The sequence below is a fragment of the Flavobacterium xizangense genome (genome assembly GCF_054075145.1).
This window is the reverse complement of sequence record NZ_JBSIPG010000011.1, coordinates 1-15,362: the sequence shown is the minus strand read 5'-3', so window position 1 is coordinate 15,362 and position 15,362 is coordinate 1. Positions and strand designations below refer to the sequence as shown.

11 protein-coding genes are annotated in these 15,362 nt (G+C 36.6%); 6 read left to right on the top strand and 5 right to left on the bottom strand.

Annotated features, from left to right (window positions below):
* Positions 1-294 precede the first annotated feature (294 nt).
* Together ACWA1B_RS18760 and ACWA1B_RS18755 are read left to right on the top strand one after the other, a co-directional pair.
* Positions 295-1,413: an alkene reductase gene (locus tag ACWA1B_RS18760; RefSeq protein ID WP_456909566.1), complete on the top strand. Its 1,119-nt coding sequence runs from the start codon at positions 295-297 to the stop codon at positions 1,411-1,413.
* A 555-nt stretch (positions 1,414-1,968) separates the two neighbouring features.
* Complete coding sequence (locus ACWA1B_RS18755) at positions 1,969-2,628, top strand: alpha/beta hydrolase (RefSeq protein ID WP_456909564.1); 660 nt, start codon at positions 1,969-1,971, stop codon at positions 2,626-2,628.
* Positions 2,629-2,801: 173 nt separating this feature from the next.
* Here ACWA1B_RS18755 and acnA read toward each other — a convergent pair whose 3' ends face one another.
* The 4 genes from acnA to ACWA1B_RS18735 all read right to left on the bottom strand — a co-directional run bounded on the left by acnA (position 2,802) and on the right by ACWA1B_RS18735 (position 6,848).
* Positions 2,802-5,573 (bottom strand): aconitate hydratase AcnA, encoded by a 2,772-nt coding sequence (acnA, locus tag ACWA1B_RS18750; RefSeq protein WP_456909562.1) that lies wholly within the window; start codon positions 5,571-5,573, stop codon positions 2,802-2,804.
* Positions 5,574-5,791: 218 nt separating this feature from the next.
* Positions 5,792-5,947, bottom strand: a complete 156-nt coding sequence (locus ACWA1B_RS18745; RefSeq protein WP_456909560.1) for a hypothetical protein — start codon at positions 5,945-5,947, stop codon at positions 5,792-5,794.
* A gap of 24 nt (positions 5,948-5,971) precedes the next feature.
* Positions 5,972-6,274 (bottom strand): phosphoribosylpyrophosphate synthetase, encoded by a 303-nt coding sequence (locus ACWA1B_RS18740; protein ID WP_456909558.1) that lies wholly within the window; start codon positions 6,272-6,274, stop codon positions 5,972-5,974.
* Between the two features lie 94 nt (positions 6,275-6,368).
* Positions 6,369-6,848, bottom strand: coding sequence for a Dps family protein (locus tag ACWA1B_RS18735; RefSeq protein WP_456909556.1), 480 nt, complete (start codon positions 6,846-6,848; stop codon positions 6,369-6,371).
* Positions 6,849-7,308: 460 nt separating this feature from the next.
* On the opposite strand from ACWA1B_RS18735, the gene ACWA1B_RS18730 reads away from it, so the two are divergent.
* Positions 7,309-8,190 carry a helix-turn-helix domain-containing protein gene (locus ACWA1B_RS18730; protein ID WP_456909554.1) on the top strand — a complete coding sequence of 294 codons (882 nt, stop codon included), beginning with the start codon at positions 7,309-7,311 and terminating at the stop codon, positions 8,188-8,190.
* 38 nt (positions 8,191-8,228) lie between these two features.
* On the opposite strand, the gene ACWA1B_RS18725 is transcribed toward ACWA1B_RS18730, so the two are convergent.
* Complete coding sequence (locus tag ACWA1B_RS18725; protein ID WP_456909552.1) at positions 8,229-12,989, bottom strand: sigma-54-dependent Fis family transcriptional regulator; 4,761 nt, start codon at positions 12,987-12,989, stop codon at positions 8,229-8,231.
* Between the two features lie 547 nt (positions 12,990-13,536).
* Here ACWA1B_RS18725 and ACWA1B_RS18720 point away from each other — a divergent pair.
* The 3 genes from ACWA1B_RS18720 to ACWA1B_RS18710 all read left to right on the top strand — a co-directional run.
* On the top strand, positions 13,537-14,388 hold the full coding sequence (locus ACWA1B_RS18720; protein WP_456909550.1) for a helix-turn-helix domain-containing protein: 852 nt from the start codon (positions 13,537-13,539) through the stop codon (positions 14,386-14,388).
* Positions 14,389-14,613: 225 nt separating this feature from the next.
* Positions 14,614-15,159, top strand: a complete 546-nt coding sequence (locus ACWA1B_RS18715; protein ID WP_456909548.1) for a carboxymuconolactone decarboxylase family protein — start codon at positions 14,614-14,616, stop codon at positions 15,157-15,159.
* Between the two features lie 9 nt (positions 15,160-15,168).
* On the top strand, positions 15,169-15,362 hold a 194-nt coding region (locus tag ACWA1B_RS18710), incomplete at its 3' end, for an alpha/beta fold hydrolase (protein ID WP_456909546.1).

The following is a 15,362-nucleotide window of genomic DNA, read 5'->3' as shown; positions in this document are numbered from 1 at the left end:
ACTAGATGAAGGGATTTTCAGTTACAGAACTTTGCAAAATAATTGTTTATGAATTTTTGGATGTTATCATTGATATATATCAATTCCTTTTTTATCATATGTCAATGAGGTCCCATCTTGCTTTCTTCTAATTTTGTAATCAACATTTAATGCATCGGATTTTAAGATTATCTTATTAATTACACTCAAAAGGAAAAATTTTGGACTGATGAAATGCATTAATTGCAAATATGATCAACAATTCAAAAAAGGTATTTTAAGTGGGTCGCATGGATCAGGCTTTCACTAGTTTTAATGCATAATTTAAAAAAGGTTACAATGGACAACAAATTATTTTCAGATTACCAATTAGGTGATCTAACTTTAAAAAATCGTATAGTTATGGCACCAATGACAAGGGGTCGTGCTACAAATACAGAACTTCTTGCCACTGACATGATGGCTTCATATTATGCACAACGCGCTTCAGCTGGCTTGATTATTACCGAGGGAACATGGATCAGTCCTGATGCGATTGGATTCATCAATGTGCCAGGTATTTACAATGATCAGCAGGTGGAAGCATGGAGTAATGTTACTCAGGCGGTACACAAAAATGATGGCAAGATATTTCTTCAGATAGCGCATTCTGGAGCTGTGTCTCATCCGGATCATCTTAATGGCAATCTTCCTATGGCGCCTTCTGCCATTAATCCTGAAGAGATGACTTATACTGTGAACGGATTTCAGAATACACCGATGCCACGCGAAATGACAATTGAAGACATTAAAGGTATAATAGAAGATTTTAGGCTTGCAAGTCTTAACGCAAAAAAAGCTGGTTTTGATGGTGTGGAAATTCATGGAGGACACGTATTTCTTTTACCTGAATTTTTGAGTTCGGCCACAAATCAGCGCACTGATCAATACGGAGGATCCCCTGAAAACAGAAGTCGCTTTGTACTTGAACTTATAGAAGCTGTTATTAGTGTTTGGGGGAAAGGAAGAGTGGGTTTAAAAATCAGCCCTGCAAGCAGTTCAGGAACATTAAAGCCTAATGCCGATACAGAGCCTACATTTAGGTATTTAACTGAAGCCTTAAATCAATTTGATCTTGCTTATCTGCATGTAGTGGGGATTCCCGGAACAGAAGGAACTCCTGCAGAGGCTTTTTCCGATGTTGCGGCATACTTCCGTCCTTTATATAAAGGGACACTTATGATTGGCGGTGGTCTTGATTCTAAATCGGGCGATGCCCTGTTACGCAGTCAAAATGCAGATTTGATAGTCTATGGTTTGCCATTTGTTGCGAATCCTGATTTAGTTGAAAGATACCGTAATGGATTTGCATTATCGGCTCCAAACGCAGATTTGCTATATACTGGAGGCGCTGCAGGCTATATGGACTATAGTTTTGCTAATGAGAATGAATAAAGTAAAGTGGTGATGCAGCTGTTTTAACGATTGCACTTATTGTTATTCCAACTTTACAGATGTTGTTTTATTCAGTAAGAAACTCTCAGGAGTAGTGACCCACTAAAAAAGAGGCTGTTTTCAATTTGAAAACAGCCTCTTTTTCTTTGACCTATTGAAATAAGCTGGTGTATGTAATTTTGTATCTATGATTCTCGATTCCCTGCACTTCACTTTTTTGTATGATTCCTTTTTTTAGATTAGGTATAATTTTAAATGTGGAAGTAACTGGTAAAAACAGTTTGCAGAATTTGACATATAATATATAAATCTGTAAAAAAAGTATAATAGGGAAAAATGGTTAACAGTTAGGGAAAGTATGCCAAACATTAGAAGCGTTAAGAGTTGCAAATTTGTATTGTCAACAGTGGCAAAAAGAATTTAAAAATAAAACATATGAAAATGATTGAATTTAAATCTGTAAGAAGTCTGATTGTAATGGCAATCTGCATTTTAAGTTTCTCAGCTGTCCAAAAAGCGGCAGCTCAGGAGGTGGTTAGTAAAAATATCCTTTTGGTGCATGGTGCTTTCGCCGATGGATCCGGATATAAGAGTATATATGAGATACTAATCAAAAAAGGATATAACATTCGAATTGCACAGCTTCCTTTAACAGGACTTGCTGAGGATGCTGCTGCAGTTAAAAGGGTATTGGATAAATTTGAAGGGCCGGTTGTTTTGGTAGGACATTCATGGTCGGGAGCAGTGATTTCAGAAGCAGGGACAGACCCTAAAGTGGTAAGTCTGGTTTATATAGCTTCCTTTTTGCCTGACGTGGGTGAGAGCGTTGCTACTTGGGCTTCTACCTATCCTCCAGCTCCTGAAAATGGGATAATCGGACCAGATAAGCAAGGATATTTGTGGTATGACAAAGCTAAATACCATGCTGGTTTTTGTGCTGATCTTAGCAAAAAGGAAAGTGATTTTATGGAAGCCTCACAAGTGCCCATCATAGCGGCATCATTTGCAACGCCCCTTACAAATGCGGCGTGGAAAACAAAACCAAGTTTTGCGATTGTAACCTTGCAGGATAAAAATATACATCCCGACCTGCAACGTAAAATGTACCAAAGAGCAAAAAGCACTATTGTGGAGATTCAATCAAGCCATGTGGTTTATATGTCACATGCAGCTGAGGTTGCAGACATAATTGTAAAGGCATCGAAAGTAAAATAAAAAAGTTATCGGGTTTACTAATTTAGGCTGGAAATAACGTTTGAATGAAATTTTGGTTTAAGTAGTAAAATTATAATTGAAAAAGTAATTCAAATTTCCTCTATCTTCGATTAGTAAATCCCTTTTTTTAGTAGAGAAAATTTGAATTATTTCCTTGTAGTTTATAGCAAAGGTTATACTTTTTGAAGAAATTGTCTCAGTACATATTGCAGTATACCATCATTTCGGTAGTATTCGATTTCTATTTGAGAATCAAGTCTTGCAATAACATTAAAATTAATTTTTCCACCATCCACTTTTTCTGCAACAACGGTTACTTCCTTTAAAGGTTTGATGTCTTCTGCTATTCCTGTGATAGTAAAAATTTCCCGACCGGTAAGACCTATACTTTTGGCATTTTCCCCATTTTTATATTGTAGTGGCAAAACACCCATTCCTACCAGATTGCTTCTGTGGATTCTTTCATAACTTTCAGCAAGCACTGCTTTTACCCCCAAAAGAAAAGTTCCTTTTGCTGCCCAGTCTCTGGATGAACCACTTCCGTATTCTTTTCCGGCCAGAATAATTAAGGAAGTTTCAGATTCTTTATATTTAACAGAAGCGTCATAAATACTCATCTCTTCACCTGTTGGAAGAAAGGGTGTAAATCCGCCTTCCTTTTCTGCCAATGCATTTTTAATACGCACGTTGGCAAATGTTCCCCGTATCATAACCTGGTCGTGACCACGACGGGAACCATAAGAGTTGAAGTCAGCTTTTTCTACACCGCGACTAAGCAAGTACTTACCCGCTGCAGATTTTTCATTAAAGGATCCTGCAGGGGAGATATGATCTGTGGTAATGCTGTCCCCCAGCACCAGAAGTGCACGGGCTTTGCTGATATCCACTAAGGGTTTTGGATTGTCAGGAAGATTTTTAAAAAATGGAGCTTCTTTTATGTAAGTTGAATTGTCATCCCATTCATATATTTTTTGCTTGGGTATTACTAGGTTCTGCCATGTATGATTACCATCAAAAATGGTTTGATAACTATTTGCGAACTGTTTAGGGGATAATACCTCGCTGAGCACTTTATTTATTTCGTCATTTGTCGGCCATAAATCTTTGAGGTAAACAGGAAGCAGATTGGAATCATAACCAACGGGCTCATTAATGAGGTCTATATCAATACGGCCGGCAAGCGCAAAAATCACGACGAGCATCGGGGACATTAAGAAGTTCATTTTCACCTGTGGATGAATTCGTGCCTCAAAATTTCTGTTTCCAGATAGAACTGAAGCAAGCACAAGATCGTGCTCCTCTACGGCTTTTGCAATATGTGAAGGCAATGGACCTGAATTTCCGATGCAGGAAGTACAGCCGTATCCTACGACATGAAATTTCAATGCTTCAAGATCACCAATCAGATCTGCTTTTGTCAGATAATCTGTCACTACTTTAGAACCGGGTGCCAATGATGTTTTTACCCATGGTTTTACATTGAGCCCTCTTTCCCTGGCTTTTTTTGCAACCAGACCCGCGCCGATCATAACAAACGGATTTGATGTATTGGTACAGGAGGTAATTGCCGCGATGGCAACCGCTCCGTCAGCGAGTACAAATTGCTCTGACCCTAAAGTTACCGCCACACTCTTGGTGCCATTTTCTATTTTTTGTTCGATCTTCGTATCTTTTGGCACTGAGCTCTCGCCTTGAATGGGCTGAGATCCTCCTTCTCCGTACCAGCGTGTTATTTGTTTTTGTGGTGCGTACTTTCTGCCAAAGTGTTTATCAATAAGATCGGTGAAAGAAGTTTGAAGATTTTTTAGAAGAATTTTATCCTGTGGTCTTTTCGGACCAGCAATGGTAGGTTCAACAGTCGAGAGATCAAGCTCCAGTATATCAGTATAATTGATGGATTCGTCTCCTGTCCGCCACAAAAGGTTGGCTTTGCAATAATCTTCTACAAGTGTGACCTGCTGTTCTGAACGATTACTGAGTTTCATGTATTCCAAAGTTTTATCATCTACGGGAAAATAAGTAACAGTACAGCCAAATTCAGGGGACATGTTTCCAATGGTTGCACGATCCGGTACACTTAAACTATCCAGCCCTGGACCAAAGACTTCCACAAATTTACCAACTACTCCGTATTTGCGAAGAAGCTCAGCAATGGTAAGTACCATATCGGTGGAAGTTGAGCCTAAAGGAATTTTTCCCGTTAATTTAAGTCCTATCACCTCAGGCATAATAAAATAAATGGGCTGTCCAAGTATTGCGGCTTCCGCCTCAATACCGCCAACTCCCCAGGCTACTACTCCGATACCGTTTACCATTGGTGTATGGCTGTCGGTTCCAACAAGGGTATCAGGGAATACTTCGCCGTTTCGTTCTATTACACCTTGTGAAAGATATTCCAAATTCACCTGATGGCAGATTCCCATTCCCGGAGGCACTACGCTAAAGTTGCTAAAAGACTCCTGCGCCCATTTTAGAAATTCATATCGTTCGGAATTTCGTTTGTATTCTTCGTCCATATTTCGGGAATAGGAGTACTCGGTTCCAAAATAATCTACCTGCACTGAGTGATCGATTACCAAATCTACAGGTATAAGCGGATTTATTTCATCGGGATTTTTTCCTCTTCGGGCTACTTCTGCCCTGAGTGATGCAATATCGACAACTGCAGGGACACCCGTAAAATCCTGCATCAAAACACGTGCAGGCTTAAATGGGATATCTTTATCGGATGCTTCAGGCTTCCAGTTTAAAAGTGTTTCAATATTTTCTCTTGTAATTGCAAAATCATCAAAATTACGTAATGCATTTTCTAAAAGAATCCGGATGGAAAAGGGCATTTTTTTTATATTAAATCCCTGATCTTCCATTTCCTGAAGGCTGTAATACGAAAAAGTCCCATTTTTAGTATTCAGCAGTCTTTTGATTTGATAAATATCATTTTGCATAATTAAGGGTATTAAAGGTGAATAATGAAAAAGCTGTTTTTTTTGGAATGTCCAAAAGATATGCCTTTATGAAAATGTCTGATTTTTAAGGTTTTTGCTTTAATTAGAAACAATTTAAGTGATGATATATCGTTAATATTATTGGTTTTTCGCAAATAGGGAACCAAAATGTTACTTTTCAATAATCACTGTGGTTCGCTGACCTGCGGCTGCGCATATCAATTTAAAACTCTTGCGTATCCTTTTTCATCCAGCAGTTTTTCCAATACTGTGATTATTCGGCTTCCAGAGGGTGCAAAGGCATGGGCGGCAGCTATGCTACTTCCTTTGACATTTGATTTATTTCTGTATAAGGCTGTTTGGACCAGTTCCATGTACCGACATAATAGAAATTTATGTTATGTGTTAGTTAGCTTGGACAACATTTCATCAGCAATTGGTTCGCTATATATCCCATAAGAATTAATTAAAATGCCTTTTAGTTCATATTGATCCGAGGAGATCGCATAGATAATAGATTCATCATCAGGATTTGTATCTTGATCAAACCGGTAATATTTGTCAATATTAAACTGGTCAGGCAGTACCTTGTATTGTCCACTGCGACATTCCAGGCAATTTTGTTTAAGATTGAAGTCCTCAACATATCCTTGTTCGCGATACTGTTGGATTGCGTCTATGAGTGAATTGAAATTTTCCATTTTTTTTTTCTTACTATTACTATTTATAAAATTGCCAAATTGCATTAATTTAAGATTTTTCTAATGAGGGCCTAAGAACAGAATTTATTTGGAATTAAGGCAGCTTATTGAGATAAGACCTTATCATCCAGGCCATTTTTTCATGTTCTAAAAGTATTTTCTTCACAAACGATGCTGCACCTATATTGGTGCTCTTGTGGGAAAATATCGCTATGAGTCGCCTAAGATTGTTTATAATGGTTTCGTGTGAAGCCAGTAAATATTTTAATTGATCTCTGCTGAATCTGCTGTAGGGATGTTCAAGTAAGTTGGTTATGCGTAAATAATCAGACATTCTGTTTTGTGTCTGGCCCCTATGTATTCGGATATGATGGGCTGTCAGATTGATTATTTTTTCCAGTTGAACAGCCTGGTTCTCATAAAACTCACGAATTTCAAAAAAATTCTCAACTTCAATATTCCAATAATAATTTTTATTTTTTATAAACAACACTATTTCGTCAGCAAGGAGTTTGTTAAGTTCGTCAGTGACAGGATCTAAGTTAGGATCTGCAATTTTCTTGTTGATTTTCATTGGTACAATTTTCATTTCAGATTCTAAGATTGGCGCTACAGAGAGCATTTAGCTCTACGGGTAAAATTGGCGTATATGTTTGATGATAAATTAATATACGAAGTTACAAGGTTACATATTGATGCGGTTAGGCAAATTTTCCATTAGGGTTGGCAATTTTTCCTGAATCAAATAATTTTTCATGAACGGTGTCATGGCATGAGCAGTATCCTTTAGTTTTTAAAATTTTTCTTTTTTAGTCTAAAATTCGAAGAAATATTTTTTCATAGGAAAGAAAATTATACGAAATAGAGCCATTGCTGACTTAATATCGTACGGGTAATCGTATTTTGGCGATATATAGTCAGTTCAATTTTAATTTATTTTATATAATATATTGATTGTCAGTTTATTGTGTATTGGCATGCGTTTTGGAACATAAAGCGATGGTAAGCAGGTTAATTCTAAAAAAAAAATTATTATGGAACCAATGGCCAAAAGCACTCCCCAAAAAAACAGAATTTTCGAATTAAGCAGCAGACATTTGATGCTTGAGAATGATATTGTGGTTGAGTCAGGAGGATGCTATGAAGCTTGTAAAGGTTCCTTCTATACCAATACCAATAAATTGCTTTTCGTAACACAAGGAACTATGGTTTTTAGGCATGGATCCAGTACTTATGAAATAATGGACAATCAGATGGCTTTTCTCAGAAAAGATATTTTGGTAGAATATGAAACTGGGTGTCCTGGGAATTCTAATGAAGTATGTTATTATTTATTTTCACTTGAGGACCAATTCTTTTTGGAATTTGTAAAATTGATGTCTTTATCAATCCTGGGTGATGAATCTTATCCTGCGGTTACCATAAAAGGATTTGATAACCGCTTTCTTAATTATATTGATTCTCTTGATCATTATTTTGAGAAGTCCAATACGGTTCTTCTTAAAGTAAAACTTTTTGAACTACTTTTTCATGTAGCGAGCACAAGCAGAGAAATTCTCAACCAATTCTTTGCTGTAAAGACCAATGTAGCCAATAATTTCAAGGCTATCATAGAGCAAAATGTTATGAATTCGGTTTCAATAGATGAACTTTGCACCTTGACAGGCAGAAGCCAGTCCAGTTTCAGAAGAGAATTTCACACGATATATAATATGCCTCCATCACAATGGATGAGAGAAAAAAGACTTAAAAAAGCCAGTGAGATGCTTCTTACTACCAAATTTACAATAACAGATATCTGTTATACCCTGGGCTTTGAAAGCATAGCACATTTTTCAAGGCTTTTCAAGTCATATTTTGGACAGACCCCTACGGAATTCAGGTTAAATTCCGGTGCTGCAAACGATTTTAAATAGGCATAATTCATTTTATCAAAAAAGGTGTTTACAAATTATTACTGACTGCTGATGTGTTCTTTTTTGATCCCCAGACGCTTCATTCTGGAATGCAAAGTTGTAGGCGGGATGCCCAATAACTCTGCAGCACCACCATATCCTGCGATTCTTCCACCGGTATATTTTAGTATTTTCATTATATAACTACGTTCGTAATCATCCATGGTTTTGATCTCTAATGTATCATCTTCTTTAACTATTGCAGGGTTATTCTTTGAAGGAAGCAATATTCCTTTGATAGTGTCTCCCTGGGCGAGAAGGACACTTCGTTCCATCAAATGTTCAAGTTCCCTAACATTTCCCGGCCAATTATACTGTATCATATCCTGCAAGGCTTTGTTGCTTAAACTGGAGATGGCCTTTCCTGTTTTTTTTGAAAATCTCTTTATAAAGTGTGACGCCAAAGCTGGAATGTCTTCCTTGCGATCTCGAAGGGGAGGCAGGTTGATGGGAAAAATATTTAATCGATAGTACAAATCACTTCTAAAGGTTCCCTCATCCATCATTTTTTCAAGATTTCTGTTAGTTGCGGCAATAATACGAACATCGACCTGGATTGTAGTTTTTCCTCCGAGACGCTCTATTTCTTTTTCCTGCAAGGCCCGCAGTAGCTTTACCTGCAGTTCCAATGGCATTTCTCCGATTTCATCCAGAAATAATGTACCATTGTTGGCAAGTTCAAATTTTCCAATCCTGCGCTCTGTCGCTCCGGTGAAACTGCCTCTTTCATGACCGAACAATTCACTTTCAATTAAATTTGCGGGTAGTGCCGCGCAATTTACTTTGACCATAAGTTTATTGTAACGGGGGGATGAATTATGAATGGCCCTTGCTATTAATTCTTTTCCCGTACCGGTTTCTCCAAGAAGCAAAACAGTGCTGTCCGAGGGGGCTACCTGGTTTACCATATGGAATACTTTTTTCATTTCGCTGCTTTCACCTATCATTTCAGCGAAATTCTGTGTATTTACAATCTCCTCCTGCAGATATATGTTCTCTTCCTCAAGCTGCTTTTTATACTGTTTGATTTCTTTCAGCTGATTGAGTATTTTCTCACGGGCAGTGATATTGGAAATGGCTACTGCCACCTGAGAGGAAATACTTTTTACAAGTGGATACTTAGAGACAGGAAGGAAAGATTCCTCATGGCTGAAGTAGAGCAGTCCTATGTTTTCTTCTCCAAGTCTTATTCTCATTCCGGTAACTTGTTTCAAATTGTTATCTACAGCGAATTTGGCATAAACGGGTGAGGTTTCCAAACTAGTCCATTTTTGAGGATTAAAGGCAACAGGGTTGTCTGAACTGAGAACAATATTAAATACACCATCATTGACATCAGTAGGACTATCTATCATTTTTAGGAAAGCAGGGTGTTTTGCATATTCCGCTTGTGGATCATAATAAGCTGGTGTGTGTGTACTCTTATCTTCACTCAGTAGATGGATACTATACTGATCAATGTTGAAAATTTTTTTAAACTGTTGGGCAAGAATCAGCGATAATGAAAGATTATCTCTAACTGATGCTATGGCGTTGCTGAATTCCAACAACATTGATTTTTCCCTTTCCTGAGATTCTATCTCCTGATTCGCAAAGATATTTGCAATTGCGATAGACATTTGATCTGATATGCTTTTTATAAGACTGGATTGATGTGAATCAAAAACAATTTTTTTATCAAAAAACATCATCCAAAAGCCAAAAACAATATCTCCGCTGATAAATCTGGTTGTAACACACTGTTTTATGCCGCTTTCATAATTAATTATGCCGTAAAGGGGAAGCTGCTGTTCTTTAGACAACTCCTCGAAATCGACTAGTGTTGGATCTGCTGTTATTATTGATTTATCTAAAATCCCGTCAGCTATTGCAAATTTATTCCCTTTTAATTTTTTATAAAGAGGGTGGTTCTGGCTTTTTGAATGTGGATCATACAGATAGGGGGTCACCGTAGTTCTGTCATCATTTATTCGAACCAAATGCGCGTGGCTGAAATGGAGTATTTTTTTTAGTTTTTCAGTAATCACAAACATTAAATCCTCGTTGGTGCGCACTGCTGCAAGATCCATATTAAGAAGTAGCAGCGTATTTCTTTCATACTCTCTTTTTTTGATTTCCTCACTTGCAATAATATTCGAAAGAGCAATGGAAATTTGATCCGAAATACCTTTTATAAGGCTAACTTGATGGTGATCAAATGCAATTTTTTTATCAAAAAAGAGCATCCAAAAACCAAAGATGCGGTCCCCATTTGTAAATCTGGTTGTAACTACCTGATGAATGCCGCTTTCATAATTAATAAGAGCGTATAATGGAAGTTCCTGTTCTTTTTTCAATTGCTCAAAATCAATCATTGTGGGTTGTGAGGTTTCGAATGATTTATTTAATATCCCGTCCTGAATAAGGAATTTGCTTCCTTTTAAATTTTTATAAAGTGGATGGTTCCTGCTTTTTGATTCAGGATCGTATAAAAAAGGTGTTACGGAGATTTCGTCGTCATTGATTACAGTAAGGTGCACATGGCTGAATCCCACTATTTTTTTTAGTTTTTCATTAATGACAAGCATCAGTTCTCTGTCGGTCTGCACAGCAGCCAGATCCATATTAAACATTAGCAGCTGCTTTCTTTCATAATCCTTTTTTATAATTTCATCACTAGCAATAATATTGGAAAGGGCGATGGAAATTTGATTGGTCAATCCCTCTAGGAGACTCTGCCACTTGTGATTTGGCATAATATTTTTTTCATAGAAAAGTAACCAAAATCCAAAAGGTTCCCCAGCTCTGCAAAATCGCATTACTGCTGCCTGGTTTATACCACTTTCGAAATTTACCTTAAGATATAAGGGAAGTTCCCGATTTTCGGAAAGCTCTTTTAAATTAAAAAGTGAGACAGATGCATTTGACAACGCAAGATCTAAGATACCGTCATTGAGAAGGAATTTTTTGGTCGTAGCTTGCTCATAAATTGGATGTTCTTTGCTTTTAGATTTAGGGTCCACAAGAAATGCGCTTACAGTATTTTTGTCGTCATTGATCAACGCTATTAAAGTATGACTGAACCCCAGTATTTTTTTCAACCGCTGGGATATAACCTGCAATAGTTCATCATTATTTCTCACAGCCGCGATAGCAAGATTCAGGGAGAGAAGAAGTTCTCTTTCTTTTTCCCTTTTAATGATTTCTTCGTTGGCCAATATATTGGAGATTGCTATCGATAATTGAGCTAAAACGCCTTTCAGTAAACTATTTTTAGGACTTAATGTTTTATTTGTATCAATATGCATCACAAGCATACCGATATTTTTGCCCCCGGCTCTCATCGGTGCACAAAGGACAAGTTCCAATCCCATTTTTTTCCAAAAATGAACAAATGCGGGCATTTGGGGATCCTTTACAATTTCATTGACCTGAAATATGACCGGATCATTTGATTTGATTGTTTTACTGAACAGTGGATCGCTTATATTATAGGGGATTGATGTGGTTGCTTCAAATTCAACGTCATTTGTGATATTTTCACTTAAATCAAGCATGAATGCACTGTAGGTTCTTCCGTTATCATCTATTTTAGCAATTGCCAGTTCTTCTATTGAAAATAATTTTTTTATCCGGCCATTTACAATCTCCAGCAAATCATTCCTGTTTTTTATTACAGAGAGTTCACTGCTAAGGGAGAGCAGGATTGTTTTTTCTTCTTCCCTTTTTTCGATTTCTTCGTTGGCAAGTATATTTGACATGGTTGCCGAAAGCTGAGAACTTATACCCTCTAAAAGGTATTTCTTAAGATCATCCAACTCTTCCAGTTCAAAGCTGAAATAGGCACATCCTATATCTTTTCCGCTGGCGCGCAGTGCGATTGCGACAATTGTTTTGATCCCAACGGAATGCCATAGAGCTACATACTGCGGCATTCCGGGAATTGCCGCTATTTCATTTATATTAAAGATCAGAGAGTGGTTGGTTTTCATGACCTGACTGAATAGCGGGTCATCCACACTGTATTGTCTGTGAATTATATCTTCAAAATGGGTATGACTGCGGGTAATTTTTTTAGCATCCAATATGAAATTATCATAAGTTTTCCCATCACTGCTTATTTTTGAAAGTGCGTATTCTTTAATTTGGAAGATCTTTTTAAGAGAGCCGTTCAAAACTTCGTGTAAATCGTTTCGATTTCTCACACTGGCAATTTCACCTGTTAATGAAAGCAGTATATTCTTTTCATGATGCTGTCTTGTGATTTCTTCATTGGAGATAATATTTACGGTGGCAGAGGCTATTTGATACGAGATATTTTGAAGTAGGTTGAGATTCTCGGCAGTGAAAGCACCCTTATTTTCTGAAAGCAGGACAAATAATCCGATAAATTGATTTTTGTCATAAAGCTTTAGAGTAACAAATTCCTTTATTCCGGCGTCATGTATGAATTGAACATCAGTATTTCCTTGTTTAACCAATACTTCAACATCCTGTACAGAAGGGAACTCATCTTCTTGCTCCGTATTTTCAAGTGGATATTCGATTTCGAGCTGCTGCTCAAAATCGGAACGCTCCGATCTTTTTTCTCCGGCATAAAAAATAAAGGTCTTACAGGTTTTTTTCTCTTTATTGTAAAGCAGAATAAAACTGTCATCAAAAGGGATAAACTTTTTTAGTGTCTGGCAGATAACATATAACAATTCTTTTTTGCTGCGCGAATTGGAAATATCACTGCTAAGATCCTCCAACATTCGGTTTTTACTTGTAATTGATCGCATATACCTAAAATATTAAACTAACGGAATACATTAAAAGCCTGACGTCAGAAGATGATTGGTCCCCAGAAAAAACAGTATTCAATTGCATACTATTTACAGGCCATTTTAGTCTGAATATTTGTAGGTTATTATTTAAAAAACAACAACAGCTATGGGGTTAATTAAATGTTAATTTACAATTTTTTTTCAATTGATTGTTAATTACAGTGATTTTTATTTATAATTCCAGTTAAATTTTTATTTAAAATATAAATATTTTTTTGAAATAAAGGCTTTTGTATTTATGCTTGCCTTGTATTTAAAAAGAAAGCATGTGTTTTATCTCAATGAAGACAATCAATTGCTTTAAGAATGCGCTTTTTCAATTTTGTACATAATATTTTACTTTTGATATAAAAGAAAGTGATAATGAATGAAAAAGTCAAAAATATTGGATGATAATGTAAAATGATAGTCGATTTAAAAACGCAATTTTGAAATATAATTTTAGCGGTTTCTGTTTGTGATGCGGGGCCTTTCTTTTTACTAACTTTTTATCTCGACTATTATGATTAACAATACTAATTTAAATGAGTTTTTGACAATAGCGGAAATAGATTCAAATAGTAAATCTGCTATTTTTGATATTGATCCAGCAGAGCTGACAATGATTTGGAATAGAGGAGGAACCATGCAGGTTAATATTGACAAGGCATGTTATGAAATATCTAAGAATGCAATATTCTTTCTAAATTCATTTCATCGTATAGAAGGTATTGATTTAATATCGGCAAGAATGCTCAGATTCAGCAAGGCCTTGTGCAGCTCAGGACAGGATAATAATATAGATCTAAGAAGTTTGTGTGATTTTTCTGGTGGACAATTAAAAATTATAGCAATAGATGAAGAACAATTAGATCATTTGGAAAGTGCGTGGTCATTTTTTTATAACGAAATGAATTCGGCTGATACCCTGCAAAAGGATATGTTGTCATTACTTCTGAAGAGAATCCTTAGGTTTTGCTGTAAAACGCAGCAGTGTGAGAAACAGAAAAAATATCTGCCGGATCTTGTGAGTTCATTTAATTTTTTGGTTGAAGATCATTTTTTTGAGCACCATGATGTGGCATTTTACGCCTCAAAATTAAATAAGTCTCCCAAAACGTTGTCTATTTTATTTTCACTTGTAATGGGATGTCCCCCTAAAGATTTTATTCATGACCGCATTATGGCAGATGCAAGAAATCAGATTCGTCATACAGATAAATCTATAAAAGAAATAGCTTATGACCTGGGTTATGAAGACATTCAGACCTTTAGTAGATTCTTTAAAAATAAAGAGGGTATCTCCCCATTGCATTATCGCGAAAAAATTAAGGAATTAACTGTTATGCCCGATAATCAGCAGTTCAGTGCTTGATTGTTAATCGCTATAATTTTATATCGGATCTATTTTCGAACTTCTAAGAGGCGCTGCTACAGCACCTCTTTTTTATTTCTTTATATCAAAACCAATATCTTATGGAAGAAAGTTTTGGAAAAAAGGTTAACAGTTTTGGAAAATCTGTCTAACCCGAGCCATTGTTATTGATGCAACTTTGTATTGTAAAAAATACTTATCCAATAAAGTTAAAATTAAATCATCATGACACGTTTAAAAGCAATAGAACCCGAGAAGGCCAATGGACAACTAAACGAACTTTTTGAAACTATCAATTCCAAGATGGGCTTTATTCCCAATGTAATGCGCACTATGGGTAATTCACCCACCGTTCTTGAAGGTTATATTGCCTTTGATCAGGCTCTTTCGAAATCTAGTATTGGTAATGATTTCAATGAATTGATTGCTCTTACCGTAGCTTCTGTTAATGGCTGTGATTATTGTAATGCAGCCCATTCCACGCTGGCAAATAAGCTGGGTTTAGACATACAGTCTATTGAATTGGCTAGGGAGGCGGTTTCCGTTGATGCTAAAATCAGTGCCGGATTGAAGTTTGTCAAAGAAGTTGTACTTCTGAAAGGGCAAGTAAGTACTATGGCAGTGGAGAAGGTAAAAGCCGCAGGTTACGATGATGCAGCAATTGTTGAAATTATTGCCGCAATAGCAATAAATGTTTTGACCAACTATCTCAACAACGTTGCCGAAACCACGTTGGATTTTCCAATGGCATCCCCCTTTAATAAACACTAATTAAATATTATGAAAACGACTTATCACACAAGAAAAATCAACGGAGTTGAAATTTTCTACAGAGAGGCGGGAGACAAAAACAACCCGACTTTGGTGCTGCTGCACGGTTATCCGACATCATCGCATATGTTTAGAAACCTTATTATGGATTTATCGGATAAATACCATTTGATAGCTCCGGATTATCCGGGATACGGAAGAAG

What these genes read in the sequence shown, in the direction of transcription:
- ACWA1B_RS18760 (WP_456909566.1), top strand. Translation starts at nt 295, where the DNA reads ATGCATAATTTAAAAAAGGTTACAATGGACAACAAATTATTTTCAGAT.
- acnA (WP_456909562.1), bottom strand. Translation starts at nt 5,573, where the DNA reads ATGCAAAATGATATTTATCAAATCAAAAGACTGCTGAATACTAAAAAT.
- ACWA1B_RS18745 (WP_456909560.1), bottom strand. Translation starts at nt 5,947, where the DNA reads ATGGAACTGGTCCAAACAGCCTTATACAGAAATAAATCAAATGTCAAA.
- ACWA1B_RS18740 (WP_456909558.1), bottom strand. Translation starts at nt 6,274, where the DNA reads ATGGAAAATTTCAATTCACTCATAGACGCAATCCAACAGTATCGCGAA.
- ACWA1B_RS18735 (WP_456909556.1), bottom strand. Translation starts at nt 6,848, where the DNA reads ATGAAAATCAACAAGAAAATTGCAGATCCTAACTTAGATCCTGTCACT.
- ACWA1B_RS18730 (WP_456909554.1), top strand. Translation starts at nt 7,309, where the DNA reads ATGGAACCAATGGCCAAAAGCACTCCCCAAAAAAACAGAATTTTCGAA.
- ACWA1B_RS18725 (WP_456909552.1), bottom strand. Translation starts at nt 12,989, where the DNA reads ATGCGATCAATTACAAGTAAAAACCGAATGTTGGAGGATCTTAGCAGT.
- ACWA1B_RS18720 (WP_456909550.1), top strand. Translation starts at nt 13,537, where the DNA reads ATGATTAACAATACTAATTTAAATGAGTTTTTGACAATAGCGGAAATA.
- ACWA1B_RS18715 (WP_456909548.1), top strand. Translation starts at nt 14,614, where the DNA reads ATGACACGTTTAAAAGCAATAGAACCCGAGAAGGCCAATGGACAACTA.